This is a genomic window from Neisseria sp. P0009.S008 (genome assembly GCF_051958615.1).
Taxonomy (GTDB): Bacteria; Pseudomonadota; Gammaproteobacteria; order Burkholderiales; family Neisseriaceae; genus Neisseria; species Neisseria subflava.
On the sequence record NZ_JBQCVG010000003.1, the window covers coordinates 71,344 to 91,505 of the forward strand.

The 20,162-nt window shown below is 47.0% G+C and carries 22 protein-coding genes and 2 tRNA genes; 21 read left to right on the top strand and 3 right to left on the bottom strand.

Annotated features, from left to right (window positions below; genetic code table 11):
* Positions 1–11 precede the first annotated feature (11 nt).
* From ACTHSQ_RS03325 to ACTHSQ_RS03335, 3 genes are all read left to right on the top strand, one after another.
* Positions 12–797: a cytochrome c1 gene (locus tag ACTHSQ_RS03325; RefSeq protein WP_039864285.1), complete on the top strand. Its 786-nt coding sequence runs from the start codon at positions 12–14 to the stop codon at positions 795–797.
* A gap of 214 nt (positions 798–1,011) precedes the next feature.
* Positions 1,012–1,617 carry a glutathione S-transferase N-terminal domain-containing protein gene (locus tag ACTHSQ_RS03330; RefSeq protein WP_049328411.1) on the top strand — a complete coding sequence of 202 codons (606 nt, stop codon included), beginning with the start codon at positions 1,012–1,014 and terminating at the stop codon, positions 1,615–1,617.
* An 11-nt stretch (positions 1,618–1,628) separates the two neighbouring features.
* The gene (locus ACTHSQ_RS03335; protein ID WP_003685902.1) at positions 1,629–2,033 is read left to right on the top strand and encodes a ClpXP protease specificity-enhancing factor; all 405 of its coding nucleotides are present in this window, start codon (positions 1,629–1,631) and stop codon (positions 2,031–2,033) included.
* Positions 2,034–2,173: 140 nt separating this feature from the next.
* On the opposite strand, the gene ACTHSQ_RS03340 is transcribed toward ACTHSQ_RS03335, so the two are convergent.
* The 3 genes from ACTHSQ_RS03340 to ACTHSQ_RS03350 all read right to left on the bottom strand — a co-directional run bounded on the left by ACTHSQ_RS03340 (position 2,174) and on the right by ACTHSQ_RS03350 (position 3,590).
* Positions 2,174–2,249, bottom strand: a tRNA-Ala gene (locus tag ACTHSQ_RS03340).
* Between the two features lie 6 nt (positions 2,250–2,255).
* Positions 2,256–2,332, bottom strand: a tRNA-Met gene (locus tag ACTHSQ_RS03345).
* 106 nt (positions 2,333–2,438) lie between these two features.
* A complete protein-coding gene (locus ACTHSQ_RS03350) occupies positions 2,439–3,590 on the bottom strand; it encodes an SAM-dependent methyltransferase (protein ID WP_036473117.1) in 1,152 nt (383 codons plus the stop codon).
* 402 nt (positions 3,591–3,992) lie between these two features.
* Between ACTHSQ_RS03350 and mraZ the strand changes: the two genes are divergently transcribed.
* The 18 genes from mraZ to ACTHSQ_RS03440 all read left to right on the top strand — a co-directional run bounded on the left by mraZ (position 3,993) and on the right by ACTHSQ_RS03440 (position 20,027).
* Positions 3,993–4,448 (top strand): division/cell wall cluster transcriptional repressor MraZ, encoded by a 456-nt coding sequence (mraZ, locus tag ACTHSQ_RS03355; RefSeq protein ID WP_036473121.1) that lies wholly within the window; start codon positions 3,993–3,995, stop codon positions 4,446–4,448.
* Entirely contained in the window at positions 4,445–5,407 is a 963-nt protein-coding gene (gene rsmH / locus ACTHSQ_RS03360; protein WP_440371718.1) for a 16S rRNA (cytosine(1402)-N(4))-methyltransferase RsmH, read from the top strand. The genes mraZ and rsmH overlap by 4 nt, the downstream gene beginning before the upstream one ends.
* Before the next feature lie 63 nt (positions 5,408–5,470).
* On the top strand, positions 5,471–5,734 hold the full coding sequence (gene ftsL, locus ACTHSQ_RS03365) for a cell division protein FtsL (protein ID WP_003681879.1): 264 nt from the start codon (positions 5,471–5,473) through the stop codon (positions 5,732–5,734).
* A gap of 78 nt (positions 5,735–5,812) precedes the next feature.
* On the top strand, positions 5,813–7,561 hold the full coding sequence (locus tag ACTHSQ_RS03370; RefSeq protein WP_440371717.1) for a peptidoglycan D,D-transpeptidase FtsI family protein: 1,749 nt from the start codon (positions 5,813–5,815) through the stop codon (positions 7,559–7,561).
* Positions 7,562–7,587: 26 nt separating this feature from the next.
* Positions 7,588–9,066: a UDP-N-acetylmuramoyl-L-alanyl-D-glutamate--2,6-diaminopimelate ligase gene (locus ACTHSQ_RS03375; RefSeq protein ID WP_440371716.1), complete on the top strand. Its 1,479-nt coding sequence runs from the start codon at positions 7,588–7,590 to the stop codon at positions 9,064–9,066.
* Between the two features lie 180 nt (positions 9,067–9,246).
* Entirely contained in the window at positions 9,247–9,768 is a 522-nt protein-coding gene (locus tag ACTHSQ_RS03380; RefSeq protein ID WP_308887929.1) for a M23 family metallopeptidase, read from the top strand.
* A 24-nt stretch (positions 9,769–9,792) separates the two neighbouring features.
* Positions 9,793–10,653, top strand: coding sequence for a peptidase (locus ACTHSQ_RS03385; protein WP_440371715.1), 861 nt, complete (start codon positions 9,793–9,795; stop codon positions 10,651–10,653).
* A gap of 40 nt (positions 10,654–10,693) precedes the next feature.
* Entirely contained in the window at positions 10,694–11,425 is a 732-nt protein-coding gene (locus ACTHSQ_RS03390) for a hypothetical protein (RefSeq protein WP_440371714.1), read from the top strand.
* A gap of 50 nt (positions 11,426–11,475) precedes the next feature.
* Complete coding sequence (locus ACTHSQ_RS03395; RefSeq protein WP_440371713.1) at positions 11,476–12,840, top strand: UDP-N-acetylmuramoyl-tripeptide--D-alanyl-D-alanine ligase; 1,365 nt, start codon at positions 11,476–11,478, stop codon at positions 12,838–12,840.
* Between the two features lie 15 nt (positions 12,841–12,855).
* Complete coding sequence (locus ACTHSQ_RS03400; protein WP_003748282.1) at positions 12,856–13,005, top strand: hypothetical protein; 150 nt, start codon at positions 12,856–12,858, stop codon at positions 13,003–13,005.
* Between the two features lie 101 nt (positions 13,006–13,106).
* Positions 13,107–14,189 carry a phospho-N-acetylmuramoyl-pentapeptide-transferase gene (mraY, locus tag ACTHSQ_RS03405; protein WP_003685861.1) on the top strand — a complete coding sequence of 361 codons (1,083 nt, stop codon included), beginning with the start codon at positions 13,107–13,109 and terminating at the stop codon, positions 14,187–14,189.
* Between the two features lie 115 nt (positions 14,190–14,304).
* Positions 14,305–14,784: a group II truncated hemoglobin gene (locus ACTHSQ_RS03410; protein ID WP_003685880.1), complete on the top strand. Its 480-nt coding sequence runs from the start codon at positions 14,305–14,307 to the stop codon at positions 14,782–14,784.
* 54 nt (positions 14,785–14,838) lie between these two features.
* Positions 14,839–15,447 carry a DUF4760 domain-containing protein gene (locus tag ACTHSQ_RS03415; protein WP_003685887.1) on the top strand — a complete coding sequence of 203 codons (609 nt, stop codon included), beginning with the start codon at positions 14,839–14,841 and terminating at the stop codon, positions 15,445–15,447.
* 497 nt (positions 15,448–15,944) lie between these two features.
* Complete coding sequence (locus ACTHSQ_RS03420; protein ID WP_152332609.1) at positions 15,945–16,436, top strand: hypothetical protein; 492 nt, start codon at positions 15,945–15,947, stop codon at positions 16,434–16,436.
* A 22-nt stretch (positions 16,437–16,458) separates the two neighbouring features.
* Positions 16,459–17,532, top strand: coding sequence for a hypothetical protein (locus ACTHSQ_RS03425; RefSeq protein WP_003685836.1), 1,074 nt, complete (start codon positions 16,459–16,461; stop codon positions 17,530–17,532).
* A 24-nt stretch (positions 17,533–17,556) separates the two neighbouring features.
* The gene (locus ACTHSQ_RS03430; RefSeq protein ID WP_003685875.1) at positions 17,557–18,081 is read left to right on the top strand and encodes a hypothetical protein; all 525 of its coding nucleotides are present in this window, start codon (positions 17,557–17,559) and stop codon (positions 18,079–18,081) included.
* Positions 18,082–18,115: 34 nt separating this feature from the next.
* The gene (murD, locus tag ACTHSQ_RS03435) at positions 18,116–19,453 is read left to right on the top strand and encodes a UDP-N-acetylmuramoyl-L-alanine--D-glutamate ligase (protein ID WP_003685911.1); all 1,338 of its coding nucleotides are present in this window, start codon (positions 18,116–18,118) and stop codon (positions 19,451–19,453) included.
* Between the two features lie 13 nt (positions 19,454–19,466).
* Positions 19,467–20,027: a L,D-transpeptidase family protein gene (locus ACTHSQ_RS03440; protein WP_036473141.1), complete on the top strand. Its 561-nt coding sequence runs from the start codon at positions 19,467–19,469 to the stop codon at positions 20,025–20,027.
* The last annotated feature ends 135 nt before the right edge of the window (positions 20,028–20,162 follow it).

Sequence of the window (20,162 nt, forward strand, 5' to 3'; positions counted from 1 at the left end):
GGGCAGCGAAAATGAAACAAACTCTGAAAAACTGGTTTGCTGCCTTATTGCTGGCAGTGCCTATGAGTGCAGCCGTTGCCAGCGGCGGCGGACACTACGAAAAAGTCGATATCGACCTGCGTGACCAAGTCAGCCTGCAGCACGGTGCGCAAATCTTTACAAACTACTGTTTGTCTTGCCACTCTGCAAGCGGTATGCGCTTCAACCGTCTAAAAGACATCGGTTTGACTGAAGATGAAATCAAGAAAAACCTGATGTTCACAACAGACAACGTTGGTGATGTCATGGTAGCGGCAATGGATCCGAAAGATGCCTCCAAATGGTTGGGTGCGCCTCCGCCGGATTTGACCCTGATTGCCCGTTCTAAGGGTGCAGACTACCTGTATGCCTATATGCGCGGCTTCTATAAAGACCCAACTCGTCCGACCGGTTGGAACAATACTGTTTTGGCCGGTGCGAGTATGCCTCACCCATTGTGGGAGCAACAAGGTGTTCAAGCCGTTGAGTTGGATGCCAAAGGTCAGCCCGTTATGATTAAAGACGAGCATGGTAACCTGACTCCTAAGTTGTATTGGGAATCTACCGGTCTGCACAGCCGTCGCCTGCCTAACGGTAAAGTAATCCAAAAAGAGTACGATACTTATGTACGCGACTTGGTGAACTACTTGGTGTACATGGGTGAGCCTGCTCAGTTGCAACGCCACCGCATCGGCTACATGGTTCTGGCATTCCTGTTTGCGGTAATGCTGCCATTGGCTTACTTCCTGAAAAAAGAATTCTGGAAAGACGTTCACTAATTCTTTTGAATCAAAAAGGCAAACCTGTTTCAGGTTTGCCTTTTTTGTTTGTGAAATTGGTTTATGCGAAAATAATGTAAATTTTAAAATTACTTAATATAAACAACATGATATGTGAAATTTCTGGATTAAGTGTTTGAAATTATGTATAATTCTTTCTGAATTTTTATAAGGCTTAAGGCCGTCTGAAAAGATTTATCAGGAGTAAAAGATTATGATGACATTGTATTCAGGTATTACTTGTCCATTCAGCCAGCGCTGCCGTTTTGTGCTGTACGAAAAAGGCATGGATTTTGAAATCAAAGATGTGGACGTGTTCAATAAACCTGAAGACTTGGCTTTGATGAATCCGTATAACCAAGTACCGGTTCTGGTTGAGCGTGATTTGATTTTGCACGAATCAAACATTATCAACGAATACATTGACGAGCGTTTCCCTCATCCTCAGTTGATGCCGGGCGATCCTGTTATGCGCGGTCGCGGCCGTTTGGTACTGTACCGTATGGATAAAGAATTGTTCAGCTTGGTGCAAGTGTTGGAAAACCCTGAATCTACCAATAAAGAACAAGCTAAAGCGCGTGAAGCCATTGGCAATGGTTTGACACTGTTGGCACCATCTTTTACTAAAAACAAATACATCTTGGGCGACGACTTTTCTATGATTGATGTTGCCTTGTCTCCGCTGTTGTGGCGTTTGGACTATTACGACATCAAACTGGGTAAATCTGCTGCGCCTTTGCTGAAGTACGCCGAGCGTATTTTCCAACGCGAAGCCTTCATTGAGGCATTGACGCCGGCTGAAAAAGCCATGCGCCGCTAAAGGACAGATCTATGGCAACTTCAACCAAACCGTATTTGTTGCGTGCTTTGTATGAATGGTGTTTGGATAATAACCAAACACCGCACATCGTGGCTTGGGTAAATGAACATACCCGTGTGCCGATGCAGTATGTGCGCGACAATGAAATTGTTTTAAATATTGGACCTACCGCCAGTCATAACTTGAATATCGACAACGAATGGGTCAATTTCTCTGCCCGCTTTTCCGGCGTAGCGCACGAGATTTGGATTCCGGTCGGTCATATTGTCAGTATATTTGGCCGTGAAAGTGGAGAGGGTATGGGTTTTGAGGTAGAGCCATATCAGCCTGCTTCTGTTGAAGCTGCGGAGGCCGAAGATAAAAAAGCTGAATCTGCGGAAGACAAACCGAAAAAAGTATTGAAGCTTGTGAAGTAATTAAAAGATAAAAGGCCGTCTGAAATGTTTCAGACGGCCTTTATTGATTAGTTATTGAAATGGCAAAATTAATGAGCAATCAGTTATTAATTAAGCCAAACAAAAAAGCCCTTGTATTTAACAAGAGCTTTTTTGTTTAGTGGTGGAGGTAAGCGGGATCGAACCGCTGACCTCTTGCATGCCATGCAAGCGCTCTACCAACTGAGCTATACCCCCGAAATTTGGTGGCGAATCAGGGATTCGAACCCCGGACACAAGGATTATGATTCCTCTGCTCTAACCGACTGAGCTAATTCGCCGTTTCGTGAAGTCGCTATTATAGTTTTTTTTGAATATTTGGCAAGCGCTAATTTTGATTTTTTTTATTTCTTATTGTTTTTAAAAAATAAAAAGTAGATTGTTAGGTTATAGCTTATGGCAAATATCTCCGTGGCTGAAGCCTGTCCAATCGATATCAATGTCTTTGCCAAAAGCGATGACTTTAAAAAGTTCGCCCATTTCGTGCTGATGTATCAGTTTTTGTACTGCGGAGGCGGCTTGGATATATTCAACCGAATCCGGGCTGCCGATTTGTGCTAGCAGATCGGTGATGCCGAGATTGAGCAGGAAATAAGATTGGGGCAGGTAGCCGATTAAGTCTAAACCTGATTCCGTGCTGGCGCGTGCAATATCGGTGAAATTGACGTGCGCAGTCAAATCGGTCAGGCCGATATTGAAAAATGGGTCGTGGATAGTGTGGTGGCGATAGTGGCCGATGAATGTGCCTTCCTTGCGTTGCGGATGGTAATACTGAGCGGCATCGAAGCCGTAATCGATAAATATCATGCCGCCGCGCTGCAATTTGGCGGCCAGGGTTTGGATAAAGGCATATTGTGCAGGATGCAGCTCGCTTGTGTATGAGGGAAGGGGAGGGAAGTATAAGGCGGCTGTTTGCGTAAGTTCGGCTTGTGCCAATGGTCTGATGGCTTCGATTAGCCCGTCATTCTCTAAACTGACGCCGATTTGTTGAAACCTTTCCTCTTGATAAATCAAGCGTTCCACCGGCATGGCATCCAATACTTCGTTGCCGATGATGATGCCGTCAAAGTGTTCTGGTAATGCGGTAAGGTGGATGACTTTTGCTGCTGCTTCGGGAGATGTGTGCTCAATAATATGTTGGCGTTGTCTCTCTGCAAGCTCTGCCGATAGCTCAATAATGTAGTAATGATTCAGGCCGTCTGAAAGGTTTTGCAAGAGTGTGGCAGCGAGATGACCTGTACCTGCACCAAATTCGTAGATATTGCCTGCTGTTTGCGGCAGTAATTCGGCAAGTTGTTTGGCAAGGGTTTGTCCGAATAGGGGGGTGAGGGTAGGGCCAGTAATGAAGTCGCCGTCTGTGCCGATTTTATGGCTGCCTCCGCTGTAATAACCGTATTGAGGTGTGTAAAGGGCAAGCTCCATAAAACGGGAGAAGGATATCCAGTTTTGATGTTGTTCAATTTCGTTTTTTATGAGCTTCGTCAGGTGTGCTGAAGAGGCTTGTGCATCAGTAGAAGGGAGGGGAAGTTGTGGCTTCATGACTGTTAGATAATGTAAAAAATTTGAATTTGTTTGTATATTATAGCCCCTTGTGAGAGGGGTGGTAATTGGGTGTAAAAGCACTATATGTAGTATTTTAAAAAAGTAAATAATACTAAATATAGTATTTTATGCTATATGAAATAACTGGCATATTAATTTGTCATGCATTTTTGTATATGTAACCTATTGAATTTTAAGTGTTTAGTGTTTCATTTCAGATAAAGGGTTGATTTGACCTGATTGCCAAAATTTCTTATAGTGTCGGTTAGTGGGGCATAGTGGGTGAAAGTGGCTACTTTTCCCTAAAAAGTGTTCCGTGGAAGTGAAAACGAAATATTTTAGGGAGGTGGGATTTTTAATCCCACTCTAGTTTTATTTTAATCGAATTTGGGGTGTGATGTGTTTGGCGGTGCTCATGAATTGAGTATGGACGGTAAAGGGCGGTTGGCGATTCCTGCCAAATTCCGCGATATTTTGCTGCGCCGTTATACGCCTGCAATTGTGGTTACTCTGGATTCTCGAAAAAAATTATTGATGTACCCCGAGCCCGTTTGGGAAGAAAAAGCCGAGCAGATTTTGAAGTTGAAAGTGGCCGGCAATGAGTCTTTGCAACGGTATCAGAATTTACTGCTGCACAATGCGGAGATTTTGGAATGGGACAGCGCCGGACGCGTTTTGATTCCGGCCAATCTGCGCAAACGCGTGGATTTTGAAAAAGAAGTTACTTTGGTTGGCCGTGCAAACCGTATGGAGTTGTGGGGTCGCGAACATTGGGAAGAGGAAATGAATCAGGCTTTGGATATTGATCCTGATGAGTTGGCTTTCCAATTGAGTCAAACGGATTTGCAATTGTGAGTAAAGTTGAAAATTATCAGCATGTTACTGTCTTGTTGCATGAAGCGGTGGATGCGTTGGCAATCCGTAAGGACGGGATTTATGTGGATGGTACGTTCGGTAGGGGAGGGCATTCCCGGCTGATTTTGTCGCGTTTGAGTGAGCAGGGCTGTTTGGTTGTTTTTGATAAAGACCCTGAGGCGATTGCGGTAGCTAATGAATTGGCAAAGCAAGATAAGCGCGTCAGTGTCGTACACAATGGTTTTGAAACATTTCAGACGGCCTTGGATGAATTAGGCATCGATAAGATTGACGGTGCGCTTTTTGATTTGGGGATTTCGTCGCCGCAAATTGACGATGGCAGCCGCGGATTCAGTTTCCGCTTTGATGCGCCGTTGGATATGCGGATGGATCCGACTCGCGGGATGTCTGCGGCAGAATGGATTGCAACTGCATCCGAACAGGATTTACACGAGGTAATTAAGAATTATGGTGAAGAGCGGTTTAGTCGCCAGATTGCGCGCGCCATTGTTGCGCAACGCGAGGAGAGTCCCATCGATACAACCCGCAAGCTGGCGCAGCTTGTGGCGCAAAACGTCCGTACTCGTGAGCGCGGACAAGACCCTGCAACGCGCACCTTCCAGGCAGTTCGCATCTTTATTAACCGCGAGCTCGAAGAGGTAGAGGCAGTTTTGCCGCAGGTTGCAGGCCGTCTGAAAGAGGGTGGACGCTTGGCTGTCATTGCGTTCCATTCGCTGGAAGACAGAATTGTGAAGCAGTTTATTAAAAAATATTCGCAACATGCGCCATTGCCCCGTTGGGCGGTGGTTAAGGAAGCGGATTTACCTCAGCCGCCTTTGAAGGCTGTAGGCAAAGCAATCAAACCGGGTTCGACCGAGACTGAAGCCAATCCGCGTGCGCGCAGTGCAGTTTTGCGTGTGGCGGAACGAAGCAGTGGCGAATTTTTGGTTATTGAGTAGGGGATGGCGTCTGAACGCTGTCGTAAGAGATAGTCCTGTTGACAGGCCGTCTGAAAGTTTGAGATGGGTAAGTTGAATATTTTATTGCTGGTTTTGGTGACGGTCTCAGCCTTTGCCGTAGTATTTAAGCAAAACCAGTCCCGTTTGCATTTTATCGAGTTGGATAAGGCACAAAAACGGGAAATTCAGTTGGAACAGGATTACGCGCGCTTGAAATTGGAGCAAGCAAGATTGGCAAACCACAAACTGATTAAAGTGGCGGCCGAAAAGCAACATCTGCTTCCACCGGGTGCGCATAATACGGCTATGCTGGAACGCAAAAAATAAGAATATAGAGCCTTGCATTAGTGCAAGATTTACGGGATTTGATGGCTCACTGAGCAGCTAAGTCATGAGAAGTTCAACATGTTAATTAAGAACGAATATAAACCTCAAATGCTGTCTGGAACAACAAAAACGAAAAAGCCGCTGACAAGTAACGGGCGAATCGGTTTGGTGCTGGGCGCTGTTGCGCTGGCATTTACCGGTCTGTTGGTACGCGGGGTTTATCTGCAAACCAGTCAGCATGAGTTTTTGAAAAATCAGGGCGACCAACGTTTTGTGCGTACGCTTCCGCTGCCGGCATCACGCGGTATGATTACCGACCGCAATGGCGCCACATTGGCTTTGAGTGCGCCTACCGAATCATTGTATGCCATGCCTTCCGGTATGGAAGAAATGCCGACTGCAGAACAATTAGAAAAACTGTCGGCCATTTCTGATGTGCCTGTTGAAGTTTTGAAAAATAAATTGTCTAAAAAAGACAAAGGCTTTATCTACCTGAAACGTCAACTCAGCTACGAGAAAGCAGAAGAAATAAAAGCATTGGGCATTAAAGGCATCGCATTCCAAAAAGAATTGAAACGCCATTACCCGATGGGCAATCTGTTTGCGCACGTTATCGGTTTTACCAATATCGACGGCAAAGGTCAGGAGGGCTTGGAGCTTTCCCGTGAAGACAGCCTGCGCGGTGAGGATGGTGCGAAAGTCGTATTGCGCGATAATAAAGGCAATATCGTTGACAGTCTCGACTCTCCACGCAACAGCGTGCCTAAAAACGGCCAAGACATGATTTTGTCTTTGGATCAGCGTATTCAAACGCTGGCTTATGACGAGTTGAACAAGGCTGTGGCTTATCACAAAGCCAAAGCGGGTGCGGTTGTGGTATTGGATGCGCAAACCGGCGAGATTTTGGCTTTGGTCAACAGCCCGGCTTACGATCCGAATCAACCGGGTCAGGCCAATAGCGAACAGCGCCGCAACCGCGCCGTAACCGATATGATTGAACCTGGTTCTGCCATGAAGCCGTTTACCATTGCCAAAGCATTGGATTCAGGCAAAGTGGATGCAACCGATACGTTCAACACCCTGCCTTACAAAATCGGTCCGGCTACCGTACAAGATACCCACGTTTATCCTACTTTGGATGTACGCGGCATTATGCAAAAATCTTCCAACGTCGGTACCAGTAAACTTTCTGCCATGTTTACGCCTAAAGAAATGTACGATTTCTATCACGATTTAGGTGTGGGCGTGCGTATGCATTCAGGCTTTCCTGGCGAGACTGCAGGTTTGTTGAGAAGCTGGCGCAGATGGCAAAAAATCGAACAGGCAACCATGTCTTTCGGTTATGGTCTGCAATTAAGCTTATTGCAATTGGCGCGAGCCTATACTGTCTTGACCCATGACGGCGAATTGTTGCCGGTAAGTTTTGAAAAACAAGCGGTTGCCCCTAAAGGTAAGCGCGTCATCAAAGCCTCTACTGCGAAAAAAGTGCGCGAGTTGATGGTTTCCGTTACTGAAGCCGGCGGTACCGGTACTGCCGGTGCGGTAGATGGTTTTGACGTAGGTGCGAAAACCGGTACGGCGCGTAAATTGGTCAATGGCCGCTATGTGGACAACAAACACGTCGGTACGTTTATCGGCTTTGCTCCGGCTAAAAATCCACGCGTGATTGTGGCCGTTACCATCGACGAACCGACTGCCAACGGCTATTACGGCGGCGTGGTTGCCGGTCCCGTATTCAAAGAAGTCATGAGCGGAAGCTTGAACATCTTGGGCGTTTCCCCGACCAAGCCTTTAAGTAATACCGCTACTGTCAAAGTACCGTCATAATCCAAACAATCAAAGAGATATTGTTTATGTTCAGCAAGTTAACCCCCTTGGCTGAAACCAACTTTCCGCCTCTGCTGTGTGAAAACGCAGCAGGGCGTTTGTTGCATTCAGACAGCCGACAAATTAAACAGGGTGACATTTTCGTTGCCTGTCAGGGCGAATATACAGACGGCCGCAGCTATATTCCTGCCGCCATCGCCAACGGTGCAACCTTTGTTTTTTGGGATGATGACGGCAAATTCACATGGAATCCCGAATGGAAGGTTTCCAATCAAGGCATTAAAGATCTGAAACATCGCGCTGGTATGTTGGCGGCGCAAGTTTACGGCAATGTTTCAGACGGCCTTAAAGTTTGGGGCGTAACCGGCACCAACGGCAAAACCTCTATCACACAATGGCTGGCGCAAGCCGCCGATTTGTTGGGCGAAAAAACCACCATTATCGGTACAGTCGGCAACGGCTTTTGGGGCGCATTGGAAGAGACCACGCATACCACGCCTGCCCCTGTCGATGTCCAAACCCTGCTCTACCGCTTCCGCCAGCAAGGCGCAACAGCTGCCGCGATGGAAGTTTCCAGCCACGGCCTTGACCAATCGCGCGTCAACGGCGTGCCGTTCCGCAGCGCAATCTTCACTAATCTCACCCGCGACCACCTCGATTACCACGGCACCATGGAAGCCTATGGTGCCATCAAGTCGCGCCTGTTCTACTGGCATGGTCTGCAACATGCCATCATCAATGTCGATGATGAATACGGCGCAGAACTGGTAGGCCGTCTGAAAAAAGACTGTCCCGATTTAGCCGTTTACGGCTACGGATTCAGCGAGCAAGCCGATATCCGCATTACCGATTTCACCGCTTCTTCAGACGGCATGGAAGCCGTATTCCAAACACCATGGGGCGAAGGAAAATGCCGTACCCGCCTGCTCGGACGGTTCAACGCGCAAAACCTCGCCGCTTGCATCGCCTTGCTTTGTGCCAACGGTTATTCGCTTGATAAAGTATTGGATGTGCTGGCAAAAATCCGTCCCGCCTCAGGTCGCATGGACTGCATCATGAACAGCGGCAAGCCCTTGGTTGTCGTCGATTACGCCCACACGCCCGATGCACTGGAAAAAGCACTCTCCACCTTGCAGGAAATCAAACCGCAGGGCGCGGCTTTGTGGTGCGTATTCGGCTGCGGCGGCAACCGCGACCGCGGAAAACGCCCGCTGATGGGTGCGGCAGCCGTACAGGGCGCGGATAAAGTTGTCGTAACCAGCGACAACCCGCGTTTGGAAAATCCGCAAGACATCATCAACGACATCCTGCCCGCCGTTCCCGCGCCCGAATGTGTCGAAGCCGATCGCGCCGCCGCCATCCGTTATGCAGTCGAACGCGCTGCCGCAAACGACATCATTCTGATTGCCGGTAAAGGGCATGAAAACTATCAGGATGTACAAGGCGTGAAGCACCATTTCTCCGATTTTGAAATTGCAGAAAAAGCATTGGCAGAGCGCAGTTAAGCCATAACGCAAATATTTAGACGGCCCGAAACCTTAAGGCCGTCTGAAAAAGATTTAAACCTATACAATAAAAGCAATACGATACACGCATTACGGCACGTCAGCCATTAAACCCATCACAGTTGTTTGTTTCAGAGGATTTTTTAACAAGGCCGTCTGAACAACAAGGAGACCGATTTGATGCTGAAAATGCCGACAAAAACCTTATTAATCAGTGCAGCTGTAGTTTTATTCGCAGGCTGTACCACCAAACAACTTCCGCGTCCTACTGCCGAAATCGAGCAGTTGAGGGCGCAACAGCCTCCGGCCGAGCAAAGCCTGCCCAATCCTGTTAAAGGCAAGCGTTTTGACGACACTTGGGGTGCAGCCCGCAGTCAGGGGCGCAGGCATGAAGGTGTGGATATTTTTGCTAAGAAAAATACGCCGATACGCAGTACCACGCCCGGTATCGTGACCAAAATTGGGCGCAACCGATTGGGCGGTAAAGTTATCGGTATTCAAGGGCCGGGTGCGTGGCATTACTATGCCCACCTCAATAAATTTGCCCGTATCCGTCTGTATGAACGAGTAAAAGAAGGGCAGGTCATCGGCTATGTCGGTAAAACCGGCAACGCTAGAACCACACCGGCCCACCTGCATTACGGCGTGTATCTGCCGAGCGGCGCGGTGAATCCGTATCCGCTGATTAATCAGAGCAGATAGGCCGTCTGAACAAGATTTGAGAGTATGAACGCAAAGAAATTGGTTAAGGCAACGAATATCGTCGGTATGGTGGCAGTCGTGCTGCTGGTGTACTGGGTGTTCGCGCTGATATTGATTCAAGTTTTCGGACTCAAGGTATTCCGCGAATACATTACGGAAATTTTCCTGATGAGTATTTTTGGGATTCTTGCCGTGATGGCGGGTGCCTTGATACTGAACATCATGCTGAATTTGACCCGTATCGCCGAGCGAGGACAAGAGGAAGAAAGCAAAGGTGGCCGGAAAACCTTATCTTTGTTGTTGGCAGTATTTCCTTTGTTGGCAGCATTGTTGTTCGGTGGCAATTACCTGACAATTCAACAAAAACGCGACATCTTAATCCAATCGTCGGAGCGTATCGTCAAAGACAATCCTGCTCAAATAGATGCGTTGGCTGATTACCGTTTTGACTTGGCGTATATCAGAAAAACGTCGGAAATCCTGGATTTGATGGCTAAAGATAATTCGTCTTTTAAGTCTGCCGTGATTATCGTGCCGGATAAGATCGACAACAAACCGGTTTATCTGGCTTTTTCAGCCGACTCCTCCCGTCTTACCCTGAGTGACGAAGTCGTGCCTGCCACCAATCAGAATGCAGAAGGTAGCGATAATTTTGTCGTGAATCGAAATGGTGAGAAAGTAGCAGTCAAGAAAACGGACTATGTCTATTCCCCGGATTTGAAGGAGCGCGAATACCTGCAAAAAGTATTTGCCAGACAAACCCAGGAAATGCGCTATGAAGCGGAAGACGGTCATTACAGCCTCTGCCACCCTTATCGTAAAAACGGTAAAACCATCATCTTGTGTTTTTCCGATTATCAAGAGTATGGAAAAATCGGTAGTTGAGTGTGGGAAAATCGGTTTCAATAGTACAGGAATACGTCAAGTGAGTGATTTACAAAAATTATTGCTGAATAAGTATGTAGAGATTTTAAACAAACCGGAACATCAGAACTTGTTGCGTGCAATTAGCAATAAAGACAATAAATTATCCAATATCCATTTGGGCTTTGTCCCTGAGCATTATGAAAGCGCAGAACATAAAATTCTGATTGTCGGTCGAGAAACACGAAGTTGGTACGATAGCAAGAAATTTGATGAATATCATGCCGAAAATGTAAGGCAACTGATGTCGTTAAGCAAAGATTTTATTTGGCGGAATTTGACTGGGGATTTAAAAAGAAACACAAAAGGAGCAACATTTTTCAATTTCGTCCGCAAGGTTGCCAAGCGAAGTGGGAATGAGGGCATCTTGTGGGCTAATATTTTTGCGGTGGACTATAAAACTAAACATCCTAAACATTCGGATTGGTTCGAAGATATAAAAACACTTTCCTGTAAATTGTTACGTGCCCAAATTGAAATTTTAAAGCCACAGATTATTCTTTTCGTGAGCGGAGACGGCGGCGTAGCGGCGCGGAGGGAGTGCTTTCCTGATTTGTCCGGCTCGGGTCAAGGCATAAACGGCTTGAATAAGGGAAAACTGGAAAAATTTTCTTTTGAAGGTGATAAGGAAATAATATGTTACCGAGCACCTCATCCCAGTACCAGAAATCGAGAAGGAAGGCGCGCTTTAAAGGTGCTCGTCGAAGAGTTGCTGCCTTCTGCCAAAGTGTAAAATGCCTTTGCAACAAAATGTCTGTTTGAAAAAAACAAACGAAAGAAACCATGAAACCACTAGACCTAAACTTCATCTGCCAAACCCTCAAGCTTCCGATGCCGTCTGAAAATCAACCCGTTTCGCGTATTGTTACAGACAGCCGCGATATTCAGGACGGCGACGTATTTTTCGCGCTTGCCGGTGAGCGCTTTGACGCGCATGACTTTGTTGAAGATGTGTTGGCAGCGGGGGCAACGGCAGTTGTGGTTTCGCGCGAAGATTGTGCGGCTTTGAAAGGCGCGCTGAAAGTTGACGATACGCTTGCGGCTTTGCAAAAACTGGCGAAGGCGTGGCGTGAAAATGTGAATCCGTTTGTCTTTGGTATTACCGGCTCATCCGGTAAAACGACGGTTAAAGAAATGTTGGCCGGCGTATTGCGTCATCGATTCGGTGATGAAGCTGTGTTAGCGACTGCCGGCAATTTCAACAATCATATTGGTCTGCCGCTGACTTTGTTGAAACTGAACGAAAAACACCGCTATGCCGTCATTGAAATGGGTATGAACCATTTTGGCGAATTATCTTTGCTGACCCGAATTGCTAGTCCGAATGTTGCTTTGGTCAATAACGCTTTGCGCGCGCATGTCGGTTGCGGTTTTGATGGTGTCGCCGATATTGCCAAAGCCAAAAGTGAAATCTACGAAGGTTTGCTTTCAGACGGCATTGCGCTGATTCCGTGCGAAGATGCCAATATCGCTACATTTGAAGCTTCTACTGCACAATTGAACGCTCAGACTTTCGGCGTTGCCAGTGGCGATATCCATGCAGAAAATATTGAGTTGAAACCGTTGTCCTGCGAATTTGATTTGGTGCGTGGTAATGAACGTGTTGCCGTGGTATTGCCAGTCCCCGGCCGTCACAATGTGCATAATGCCGTAGCGGCGGCGGCTCTGGCTTTGGCGGCAGGTTTGAGCCTTGTCGAAGTTTCAGACGGCCTGAAAAATTTCAGTAATATCAAAGGCCGTCTGAATATCAAGCAAGGCATTAAAGATGCAACTTTGATTGACGATACTTATAATGCCAACCCCGACAGCATGAAAGCCGCCATTGATGTGCTTGCCGCTATGCCTGCGCCGCGTATTTTTGTGATGGGCGATATGGGCGAATTGGGTGAGGATGAAGCCGCTGCCATGCACGCCGAAGTTGGCGCGTATGCACGGGATAAAGGCATCGAGGCCGCGTATTTTGTCGGCGACAACAGCGTTGAAGCGGCGGAAACGTTTGGCGCGGAAGGTTTGTGGTTTGCAGACAAAGATCCGCTGATTCAAGTGTTGAGCCATGATTTGCCTGAACGCGCTACTGTATTGGTCAAAGGCTCGCGCTTTATGAAGATGGAAGAAGTGGTTGAAGCGTTGGCAGCAACAACCGCGTAAAAGGTTGTCTGAAATATGAAAAAGATTTTACTATTGGCTGGTTTGCTGATTGCCGCGTTTTATGCCGGAATGAAAGTACAGGCATTTATTTATGAGGATACCTGTTTGGACTTGGGCGGCGGAAAGAATCCTGGAAACTATCCGATTTGCGTGGTAGAAAAATAATCTTACTCAACAAGGCCGTCTGCAATTTCAGACGGCATACCGATTTATTTTTAATTGGGCAATAAGCCCGCTGTAACAACAAAAACAAAAAAGGAAGCCCCATGTTTTTATGGCTCGCACATTTCAGTAACTGGTTAACCGGTCTGAATATTTTTCAATACACCACATTCCGTGCCGTGATGGCTGCGCTGACTGCGCTGGTATTTTCATTATTGTTGGGTCCGTGGACCATCCGCAAGCTGACTGCGCTTAAAGTCGGTCAAGCCGTCCGTACTGACGGCCCTCAAACCCACCTGATCAAAAACGGTACGCCAACCATGGGCGGCTCGCTGATTTTGACCGCCATTACCGTGTCCACAATCTTGTGGGGCAACTGGGCAAATCCTTATATCTGGATTCTCTTAGGAGTCTTGCTCGCTACCGGCGCACTCGGTTTTTACGACGACTGGCGCAAAGTGGTTTATAAAGACCCTAACGGCGTGTCTGCCAAATTTAAAATGGTGTGGCAGTCCAGCGTTGCCATCATCGCCGGTTTGGCATTGTTCTACCTTGCTACAAACTCTGCCAACAATATCCTGATTGTTCCCTTCTTCAAACAAGTTGCCTTGCCGCTTGGCGTAGTCGGCTTCTTGGTATTGTCCTACCTGACCATCGTCGGCACATCCAATGCCGTTAACCTGACCGACGGTTTGGACGGTTTGGCCGCATTCCCCGTTGTACTTGTCGCCGCCGGCCTTGCCATCTTTGCTTATGCCAGCGGCCACTCCCAATTTGCCCAATACCTGCAATTACCTTACGTTGCCGGCGCAAACGAAGTGGTGATTTTCTGTACCGCCATGTGCGGCGCCTGTCTCGGCTTTTTGTGGTTTAACGCCTATCCGGCACAAGTCTTTATGGGCGACGTAGGCGCGCTCGCGCTTGGCGCGGCACTCGGTACTGTTGCCGTCATCATCCGCCAAGAGTTTGTCCTCGTCATCATGGGCGGCCTGTTTGTTGTTGAAGCCATTTCCGTTATGTTGCAAGTCGGTTGGTACAAACGCACCAAAAAACGCATTTTCCTGATGGCGCCGATTCATCACCATTACGAACAAAAAGGCTGGAAAGAAACCCAAGTCGTTGTCCGTTTCTGGATTATTACCATCGTCTTGGTGCTGATTGGTTTGAGTACCCTCAAAATCCGCTAAATCTCCAAAGGCCGTCTGAAAGTTTCAGACGGCCATTATGTAAGGTAAGCATGCTTGCCTGAATCCTACATCTCAAAATAAATCCCGCAATAATCCACACAGAAAGTCCCCAAACATGTACCAATCTTTTGGCGGCGCAACCGGCATCCGCACCCTGACCGACCGTTTCTACGACCTAATGGAACTTGAGCCGCAATACCAAGCCTTGCGGCAAATGCACGGCGAAGACATGACCCTGATACGCGAAAAGCTCTACGAATTTTTCAGCGGCTGGCTCGGCGGCCCGCAACTCTTTGTCGAAAAATACGGCCATCCCCAACTGCGCGCCCGCCATATGCCTTTTGCCGTCAACGTACAAGTCCGCAACGAATGGATCGCCTGCTTTGCCCAAGCCATGAGCGAACTGGACATCGACAAAGCACTTGCCGAACCTGTTTTAATCCAAATTTTTGCCATGGCAGATTGGTGCCGTAACCAAAACGAAGACGGTATCGAACCGCCCATGCCGCCGATGGCGGTCGATCCCACCATCCGCATCCCCGAACTGAAAAACGTCTTAAAGCAATACGGCGTGGACGGTTATTTTGAAGCATAAGGCCGTCTGAAAAACGGCTTCCTTATTCCAACCTATATATCCCAGGACACTGCCATGCAGATTACCGAAACTCTAGCCCTTGCCGATTTGACCGCCGTCATTTCCATCACCATCGCCGCCATCGTCGCCATAACCGGCTACCGCAACACCAAACATTCCGCCCGTCAGACTTTCGACAACTTCACCCTGCGCTTTATCGAAACCGAAAACGCCGACCCGCACCTGTACAACGCACGACAGTGGCTCGGGCAGGCGGCAATGCAGTCCGATACCGATTTGGCCGATTATGCTGACATTGCCGCATATTTCAAAAAACACGGACTTTCAGGTAACCTCAGCATCCGCAGTCGCGCCGACGGCGGCATAGAAAGCTATACCGTTTCCCAAAATCCCGCTGCACAAAACCTGCTGCACGGCTACCTGCAAGGCAGTCACAGCCTCACAACCCTCGTCGAAGCGCGCAACACCGCCGCAGAAGCCCTGTTGCACGGACTCCTCGAAGAAAACGCCTACCGCCTTGTCCGCCGCCGCGCCTTCCTGCACGACTACGCCCGCATCCAAAACTTTATCCGTGCCAAACAAAAACACGACGCAGGATACGCCCAGGCGTTTTGCGAACTGGTACGTCAGTGGGGAGCGGATTCCGAGGGGGGAATGAAATAGCCGTCTTGCGGTAATAGGGATAGAATTTGCTTTTCAGACAACGTTTGAGGTCGTCTGAAAACCATGTTTCGATGTAAATAGGGTACTTGTGATAAAACATCCGATATTGCCGCTGTTTCTATTTCTCTTGTCGTGGGAATATTAAAATTTCAGATTCAAGAATCCGAGCTATGGTCATGGTTTATTTAGACAGCAGGTATATAACCATTCTTTCCTTACCAGTCCTAAAACGGCAAAGTCGTTTTTTATCAAAGGCTGTGAAAACGAATGTGTAGTTATCGTGGTCTAAGATTAGTAGGTAAAATGCTGAATTGAATAGAGAGGAAATTTCTAAAGTTCCAGTTACGTATATTTTTAAAATTGTGGAAAAGATATAAGAAAGGATAGTTATGTTGAGATTTCTACTTGGAATTAGTTTTTGTATAACATTATCAGCTTGCCAAACAGAAACTTTGGTAAAAGATGTGAACATTTCGAAAAAACAGGAGTTGCATAATATGAATATGAATACTTATTTTGCTAAGAATGCAAAAAAATTAGATGAGGTGATACAAATTCCTAGTGAGGGTGTTAAATCTATCGACGTATATGCTCTTTATGGATTTGTTGAATCATTTTCACCCATTTCTACTGCTGAGCAAATTAAACAAAGAGTAGGGGAAGGTTTGGGTTATAAAGACTTATTTGGTACAAAATCTGTCCATTACCGTTTAGAACCAAAAGACTATTCTCATTTTTTCTCTGATTTTAATAGAATTAAAAGTACATTAAATCCCTATGATCAATTTGATTCAGTATATTTGATATTGATTGAAATTAAGTATAACACCCATTCTGTCCAAATACTTACTCGAGAGGCAGCAGTGGGAGAAGCTTTTTTATTCAGTAAAATTATTAAGAATGATGAGAGATTTTTGATTTTATTGGATTCAAAAGGATTAAAAGAGTTATTTAATATGATCGATCCAAATCAAAATATCCTAAAATAATTAATTTAGGTTGGAGCTATTTATGACAAGCAGTGTGGATTTTAATAAAAAAGGTTTTGTTGCCAGTGTGCAAAATAAGGAAACTTTTGGGAGAGTTTTAATAGAAAATAACGCTTACAGTAATAAGTCGAAAGAGTTTGATAAAACAAAAGTCAATGCTTTAATGCCTGCGGATTTGGATGATGTCAAAAAATTAGACTTGGCTTTGCAATATTTGCAGCAAAATGAAAAAGCTAATTCACTGATTCAAAAGGCTTCTGATATGGGTGTTCATATCGTAATCTTTAAAGAGGGAGATAACACTTTTTATCCACTAAGACCCAATAATACTGATGGGATTATCTTTTGGAACCCTAATCAATCGGCAGAGATTTTTTCTGAAATTAATGGGAAAAAAGTTTCATTAGGAGTCCAATCTGCTGCTAATGTTTTGTTTCATGAGTTGGTTCATGCAACTGATCCTAATTTGGCAAAATCTGATGTTGAAATGGACAGTTATAATAAGCCTTTTGCATCAGGTGACGAGAAACATAAATTTTATAACGCTCCTGAATATTTGGCTGTAACGATGTCCAACGAAATAGTCAGTAAATTTCATAATGAGCCAATAAGACCTGATTATATCGGTGAGTCAATGTTTGTTTCTGTACCTAATCCCATCAATTCTCAAACCAATCATTACGACCAAGATGGCAACCTTATAGGTAAAACAGTCAAAACTTACGACGAAAAAAATGAAACTATCAAGACGGTAAATACTGATTATTTGCGTCAAGATGAGCGTGGTTTGCCAGTGGAAAGTGAGACGGTTACTGATATAAATGGAGAGCCTATCAAACAAATTCAAGATGAGTCCTCTTTCAACTATAATTTGCCTGACTGGAATAATTTGAACGGTAGTGATTTATACGCTGCAGTTTTGTCTGCGGACAGCAGTCAGTTAGATATGTTAGGTAAAAGTCTGGCGCAGTCGGAAGAAGGTCAGCGTATGCTGAGGCAGGGAGAAAATCTGTTGGCTGAATATAAAGAACAGCAGGAATTGGAGCGGCAACAGGAGTTGGTACATTCAAGCCGTGCAATGGTCAGAACGCTTTAAATCCGTATATTGGGGAAGGTTTAAATGGACGATAAGAAATTTGATGAGGCTATAAAGGTGTTGGTAATGTTGCGGGCGGACGTTATCGAACAGGGGCGAAAAATTGATGGCCGAATTAATGAGCAACAGCGTGCTTTGTCGGAGGAGTCTGACCGATTCAGACGACAGGTTGGTAATATAGTTGACAATGCAGGGAAAACTATCCGTCAAGAAACTGAGCAGTCGTTGGGCTTAGCAAGTGAAGGGTATAAGAAGGCAGTTGATGAATTAAATCGTGAAGTGGGAAAACTCAATAAAATTATCAAAAGCTGGTATATCGGCATAGGCGTAGTATTAGCTATTGCTGTCATTATATTGTTTGTGGTGGTGCGATATACGGTTGTTGATTTGGCTGATAGGCGTGCGGAATTGGAGAGTTATGAACATGCCATTGAAACTGCCAAAGCATTTGCTGAGTCGGATGCCTACATATGTGAAGGGCGCATTTGTATCAATACAGGTAAAAATGTCGGTAACGGCTATCGTCAGGCAAAACCGAGAAAGAAATAAAACATCGTCTGAAAAAACTTAGGACAAAACCAAAATGACTTTTCAAAATAAAAAAATCCTCGTTGCCGGGCTTGGTGGTACGGGTATTTCCATGATTGCCTATCTGCGCAAAAACGGTGCGGAGGTGGCTGCGTATGATGCGGAGCTGAAAGCTGAGCGTGTGTCGCAAATCGGTAAGATGTTTGACGGGCTGGTGTTTTACACAGGTCGTCTGAAAGATGCGTTGGACAACGGTTTCGATATTTTGGCACTCAGTCCAGGCATCAGCGAGCGTCAGCCGGATATCGAGGCGTTCAAGCAAAACGGCGGGCGCGTGTTGGGCGACATCGAATTGTTGGCGGACATTGTGAACCGCCGCGGCGACAAGGTGATTGCGATTACCGGCAGCAACGGCAAAACCACGGTAACGAGCCTGGTCGGCTATCTTTGCATTAAGTGCGGGCTGGATACCGTCATCGCGGGCAATATCGGCACACCGGTTTTGGAGGCTGAATTGCAGCGCGAAGGCAAAAAGGCGGACGTGTGGGTGTTGGAGCTTTCCAGCTTCCAACTGGAAAACACTGAAAGCCTGCGCCCGACTGCGGCGACGGTGCTGAACATTTCCGAAGACCATCTCGACCGCTACGACGACTTGCTCGATTACGCGCATACCAAGGATAAGATTTTCCGTGGCGATGGCGTGCAGGTTTTGAATGCGGACGATGTGTTCTGCCACGCCATGAAACGCGCCGGGCGCGAGGTGAAATGGTTTTCGTTGGAACATAAAGCCGATTTTTGGTTGGAGCGCGAGACAGGCCGCCTGAAACAAGGCAACGAAGATTTGATTGCCACGCAAGACATCCCGCTGCAAGGTCTGCACAACGCCGCCAACGTCATGGCTGCCGTCGCCTTGTGCGAAGCTGTCGGTTTGCCGCGCGAAGCATTGCTCGAACACGTCAAAACCTTCCAAGGCCTGCCGCACCGCGTGGAAAAAATCGGCGAGAAAAACGGCGTGGTGTTTATCGACGACAGCAAAGGCACGAACGTCGGCGCGACCGCCGCCGCGATTGCCGGTTTGCAAAATCCGCTCTTCGTCATTTTGGGCGGCATGGGCAAAGGGCAGGACTTCACGCCCCTGCGCGACGCGCTTGCCGGCAAGGCAAAAGGCGTGTTCCTGATCGGTGTCGATGCGCCGCAAATCCGCCGAGATTTGGACGGCTGCGATCTAAATATGACCGACTGCGCCACTTTGGAAGAAGCGGTTCAGACGGCATACGCCCAAGCCGAAGTGGGCGATATTGTGCTGCTCAGCCCGGCTTGTGCGAGCTTTGATATGTTTAAAGGCTATGCGCACCGTTCGGAAGTGTTTACCGAAGCTTTCAAAGCTTTGTAAGGCCGTCTGAAAGATGAAGGTTGGGTTGAAAATCAGCTTGGCGGCAGTCGTACTTTTGGCTGTCGCCGCTTCGGTGTTCTGGTTTGCTGCGCCGATTCGTTCCACGACAACCGTTACCACGCCAAGCGAAACGCCGTTGCCTGAAGATGCAGTTATCGACAGATTGGTTGTGCATAAAAGCAAACGCACTATGTCGGCGTACTCGCAAGGCAGGCTGCTGAAAACCTATCCCATTTCGTTGGGCAAGCAACCGGTCGGGCATAAACAGTTTGAAGGCGACGGCAAAACGCCCGAAGGAAAATACCGCATCAATGAACGTAATCCCAACAGCGGCTACCATAAAAACCTCGGCGTTTCCTACCCTAACGAAGCCGACAAAGCCTACGCGGCGGCACAAGGTAAAAGCCCGGGCGGGCTGATTAAAATCCACGGCATGAAAAATGGCTGGGGTTTTATCGGTAAAAAACACCTGCAAAAAGACTGGACCAATGGCTGCATCGCAGTCACGGACGAAGAAGTCGACGAACTCTACCGCAGCGTAAAACACAATGCGGAAATTGAGATTCTGCCGTAAACCATGTGCGACATTGCTTCAAAGGTCGTCTGAAAACGTCAAGGCAGTTTCAGACGACCTTTTTGCAGCAGCGGCAAACTTGTTCTTTGCCTTATCCGGTGTTACTGTTTCTTAAAAATTGCCTATGCGGGCAAA

Bases quoted from the DNA above. Each gene is read 5' to 3' on its own strand.
- murD (WP_003685911.1), top strand. From the start codon at position 18,116: ATGACTTTTCAAAATAAAAAAATCCTCGTTGCCGGGCTTGGTGGTACG.
- ACTHSQ_RS03430 (WP_003685875.1), top strand. From the start codon at position 17,557: ATGGACGATAAGAAATTTGATGAGGCTATAAAGGTGTTGGTAATGTTG.
- mraY (WP_003685861.1), top strand. From the start codon at position 13,107: ATGTTTTTATGGCTCGCACATTTCAGTAACTGGTTAACCGGTCTGAAT.
- ACTHSQ_RS03415 (WP_003685887.1), top strand. From the start codon at position 14,839: ATGCAGATTACCGAAACTCTAGCCCTTGCCGATTTGACCGCCGTCATT.
- ACTHSQ_RS03330 (WP_049328411.1), top strand. From the start codon at position 1,012: ATGATGACATTGTATTCAGGTATTACTTGTCCATTCAGCCAGCGCTGC.
- ACTHSQ_RS03440 (WP_036473141.1), top strand. From the start codon at position 19,467: ATGAAGGTTGGGTTGAAAATCAGCTTGGCGGCAGTCGTACTTTTGGCT.
- ACTHSQ_RS03350 (WP_036473117.1), bottom strand. From the start codon at position 3,590: ATGAAGCCACAACTTCCCCTCCCTTCTACTGATGCACAAGCCTCTTCA.
- ACTHSQ_RS03325 (WP_039864285.1), top strand. From the start codon at position 12: ATGAAACAAACTCTGAAAAACTGGTTTGCTGCCTTATTGCTGGCAGTG.
- ACTHSQ_RS03335 (WP_003685902.1), top strand. From the start codon at position 1,629: ATGGCAACTTCAACCAAACCGTATTTGTTGCGTGCTTTGTATGAATGG.
- ACTHSQ_RS03395 (WP_440371713.1), top strand. From the start codon at position 11,476: ATGAAACCACTAGACCTAAACTTCATCTGCCAAACCCTCAAGCTTCCG.
- ACTHSQ_RS03410 (WP_003685880.1), top strand. From the start codon at position 14,305: ATGTACCAATCTTTTGGCGGCGCAACCGGCATCCGCACCCTGACCGAC.
- ACTHSQ_RS03425 (WP_003685836.1), top strand. From the start codon at position 16,459: ATGACAAGCAGTGTGGATTTTAATAAAAAAGGTTTTGTTGCCAGTGTG.
- ACTHSQ_RS03380 (WP_308887929.1), top strand. From the start codon at position 9,247: ATGCTGAAAATGCCGACAAAAACCTTATTAATCAGTGCAGCTGTAGTT.
- ACTHSQ_RS03385 (WP_440371715.1), top strand. From the start codon at position 9,793: ATGAACGCAAAGAAATTGGTTAAGGCAACGAATATCGTCGGTATGGTG.
- ACTHSQ_RS03400 (WP_003748282.1), top strand. From the start codon at position 12,856: ATGAAAAAGATTTTACTATTGGCTGGTTTGCTGATTGCCGCGTTTTAT.
- ACTHSQ_RS03420 (WP_152332609.1), top strand. From the start codon at position 15,945: ATGAATATGAATACTTATTTTGCTAAGAATGCAAAAAAATTAGATGAG.
- ftsL (WP_003681879.1), top strand. From the start codon at position 5,471: ATGGGTAAGTTGAATATTTTATTGCTGGTTTTGGTGACGGTCTCAGCC.
- ACTHSQ_RS03370 (WP_440371717.1), top strand. From the start codon at position 5,813: ATGTTAATTAAGAACGAATATAAACCTCAAATGCTGTCTGGAACAACA.
- ACTHSQ_RS03375 (WP_440371716.1), top strand. From the start codon at position 7,588: ATGTTCAGCAAGTTAACCCCCTTGGCTGAAACCAACTTTCCGCCTCTG.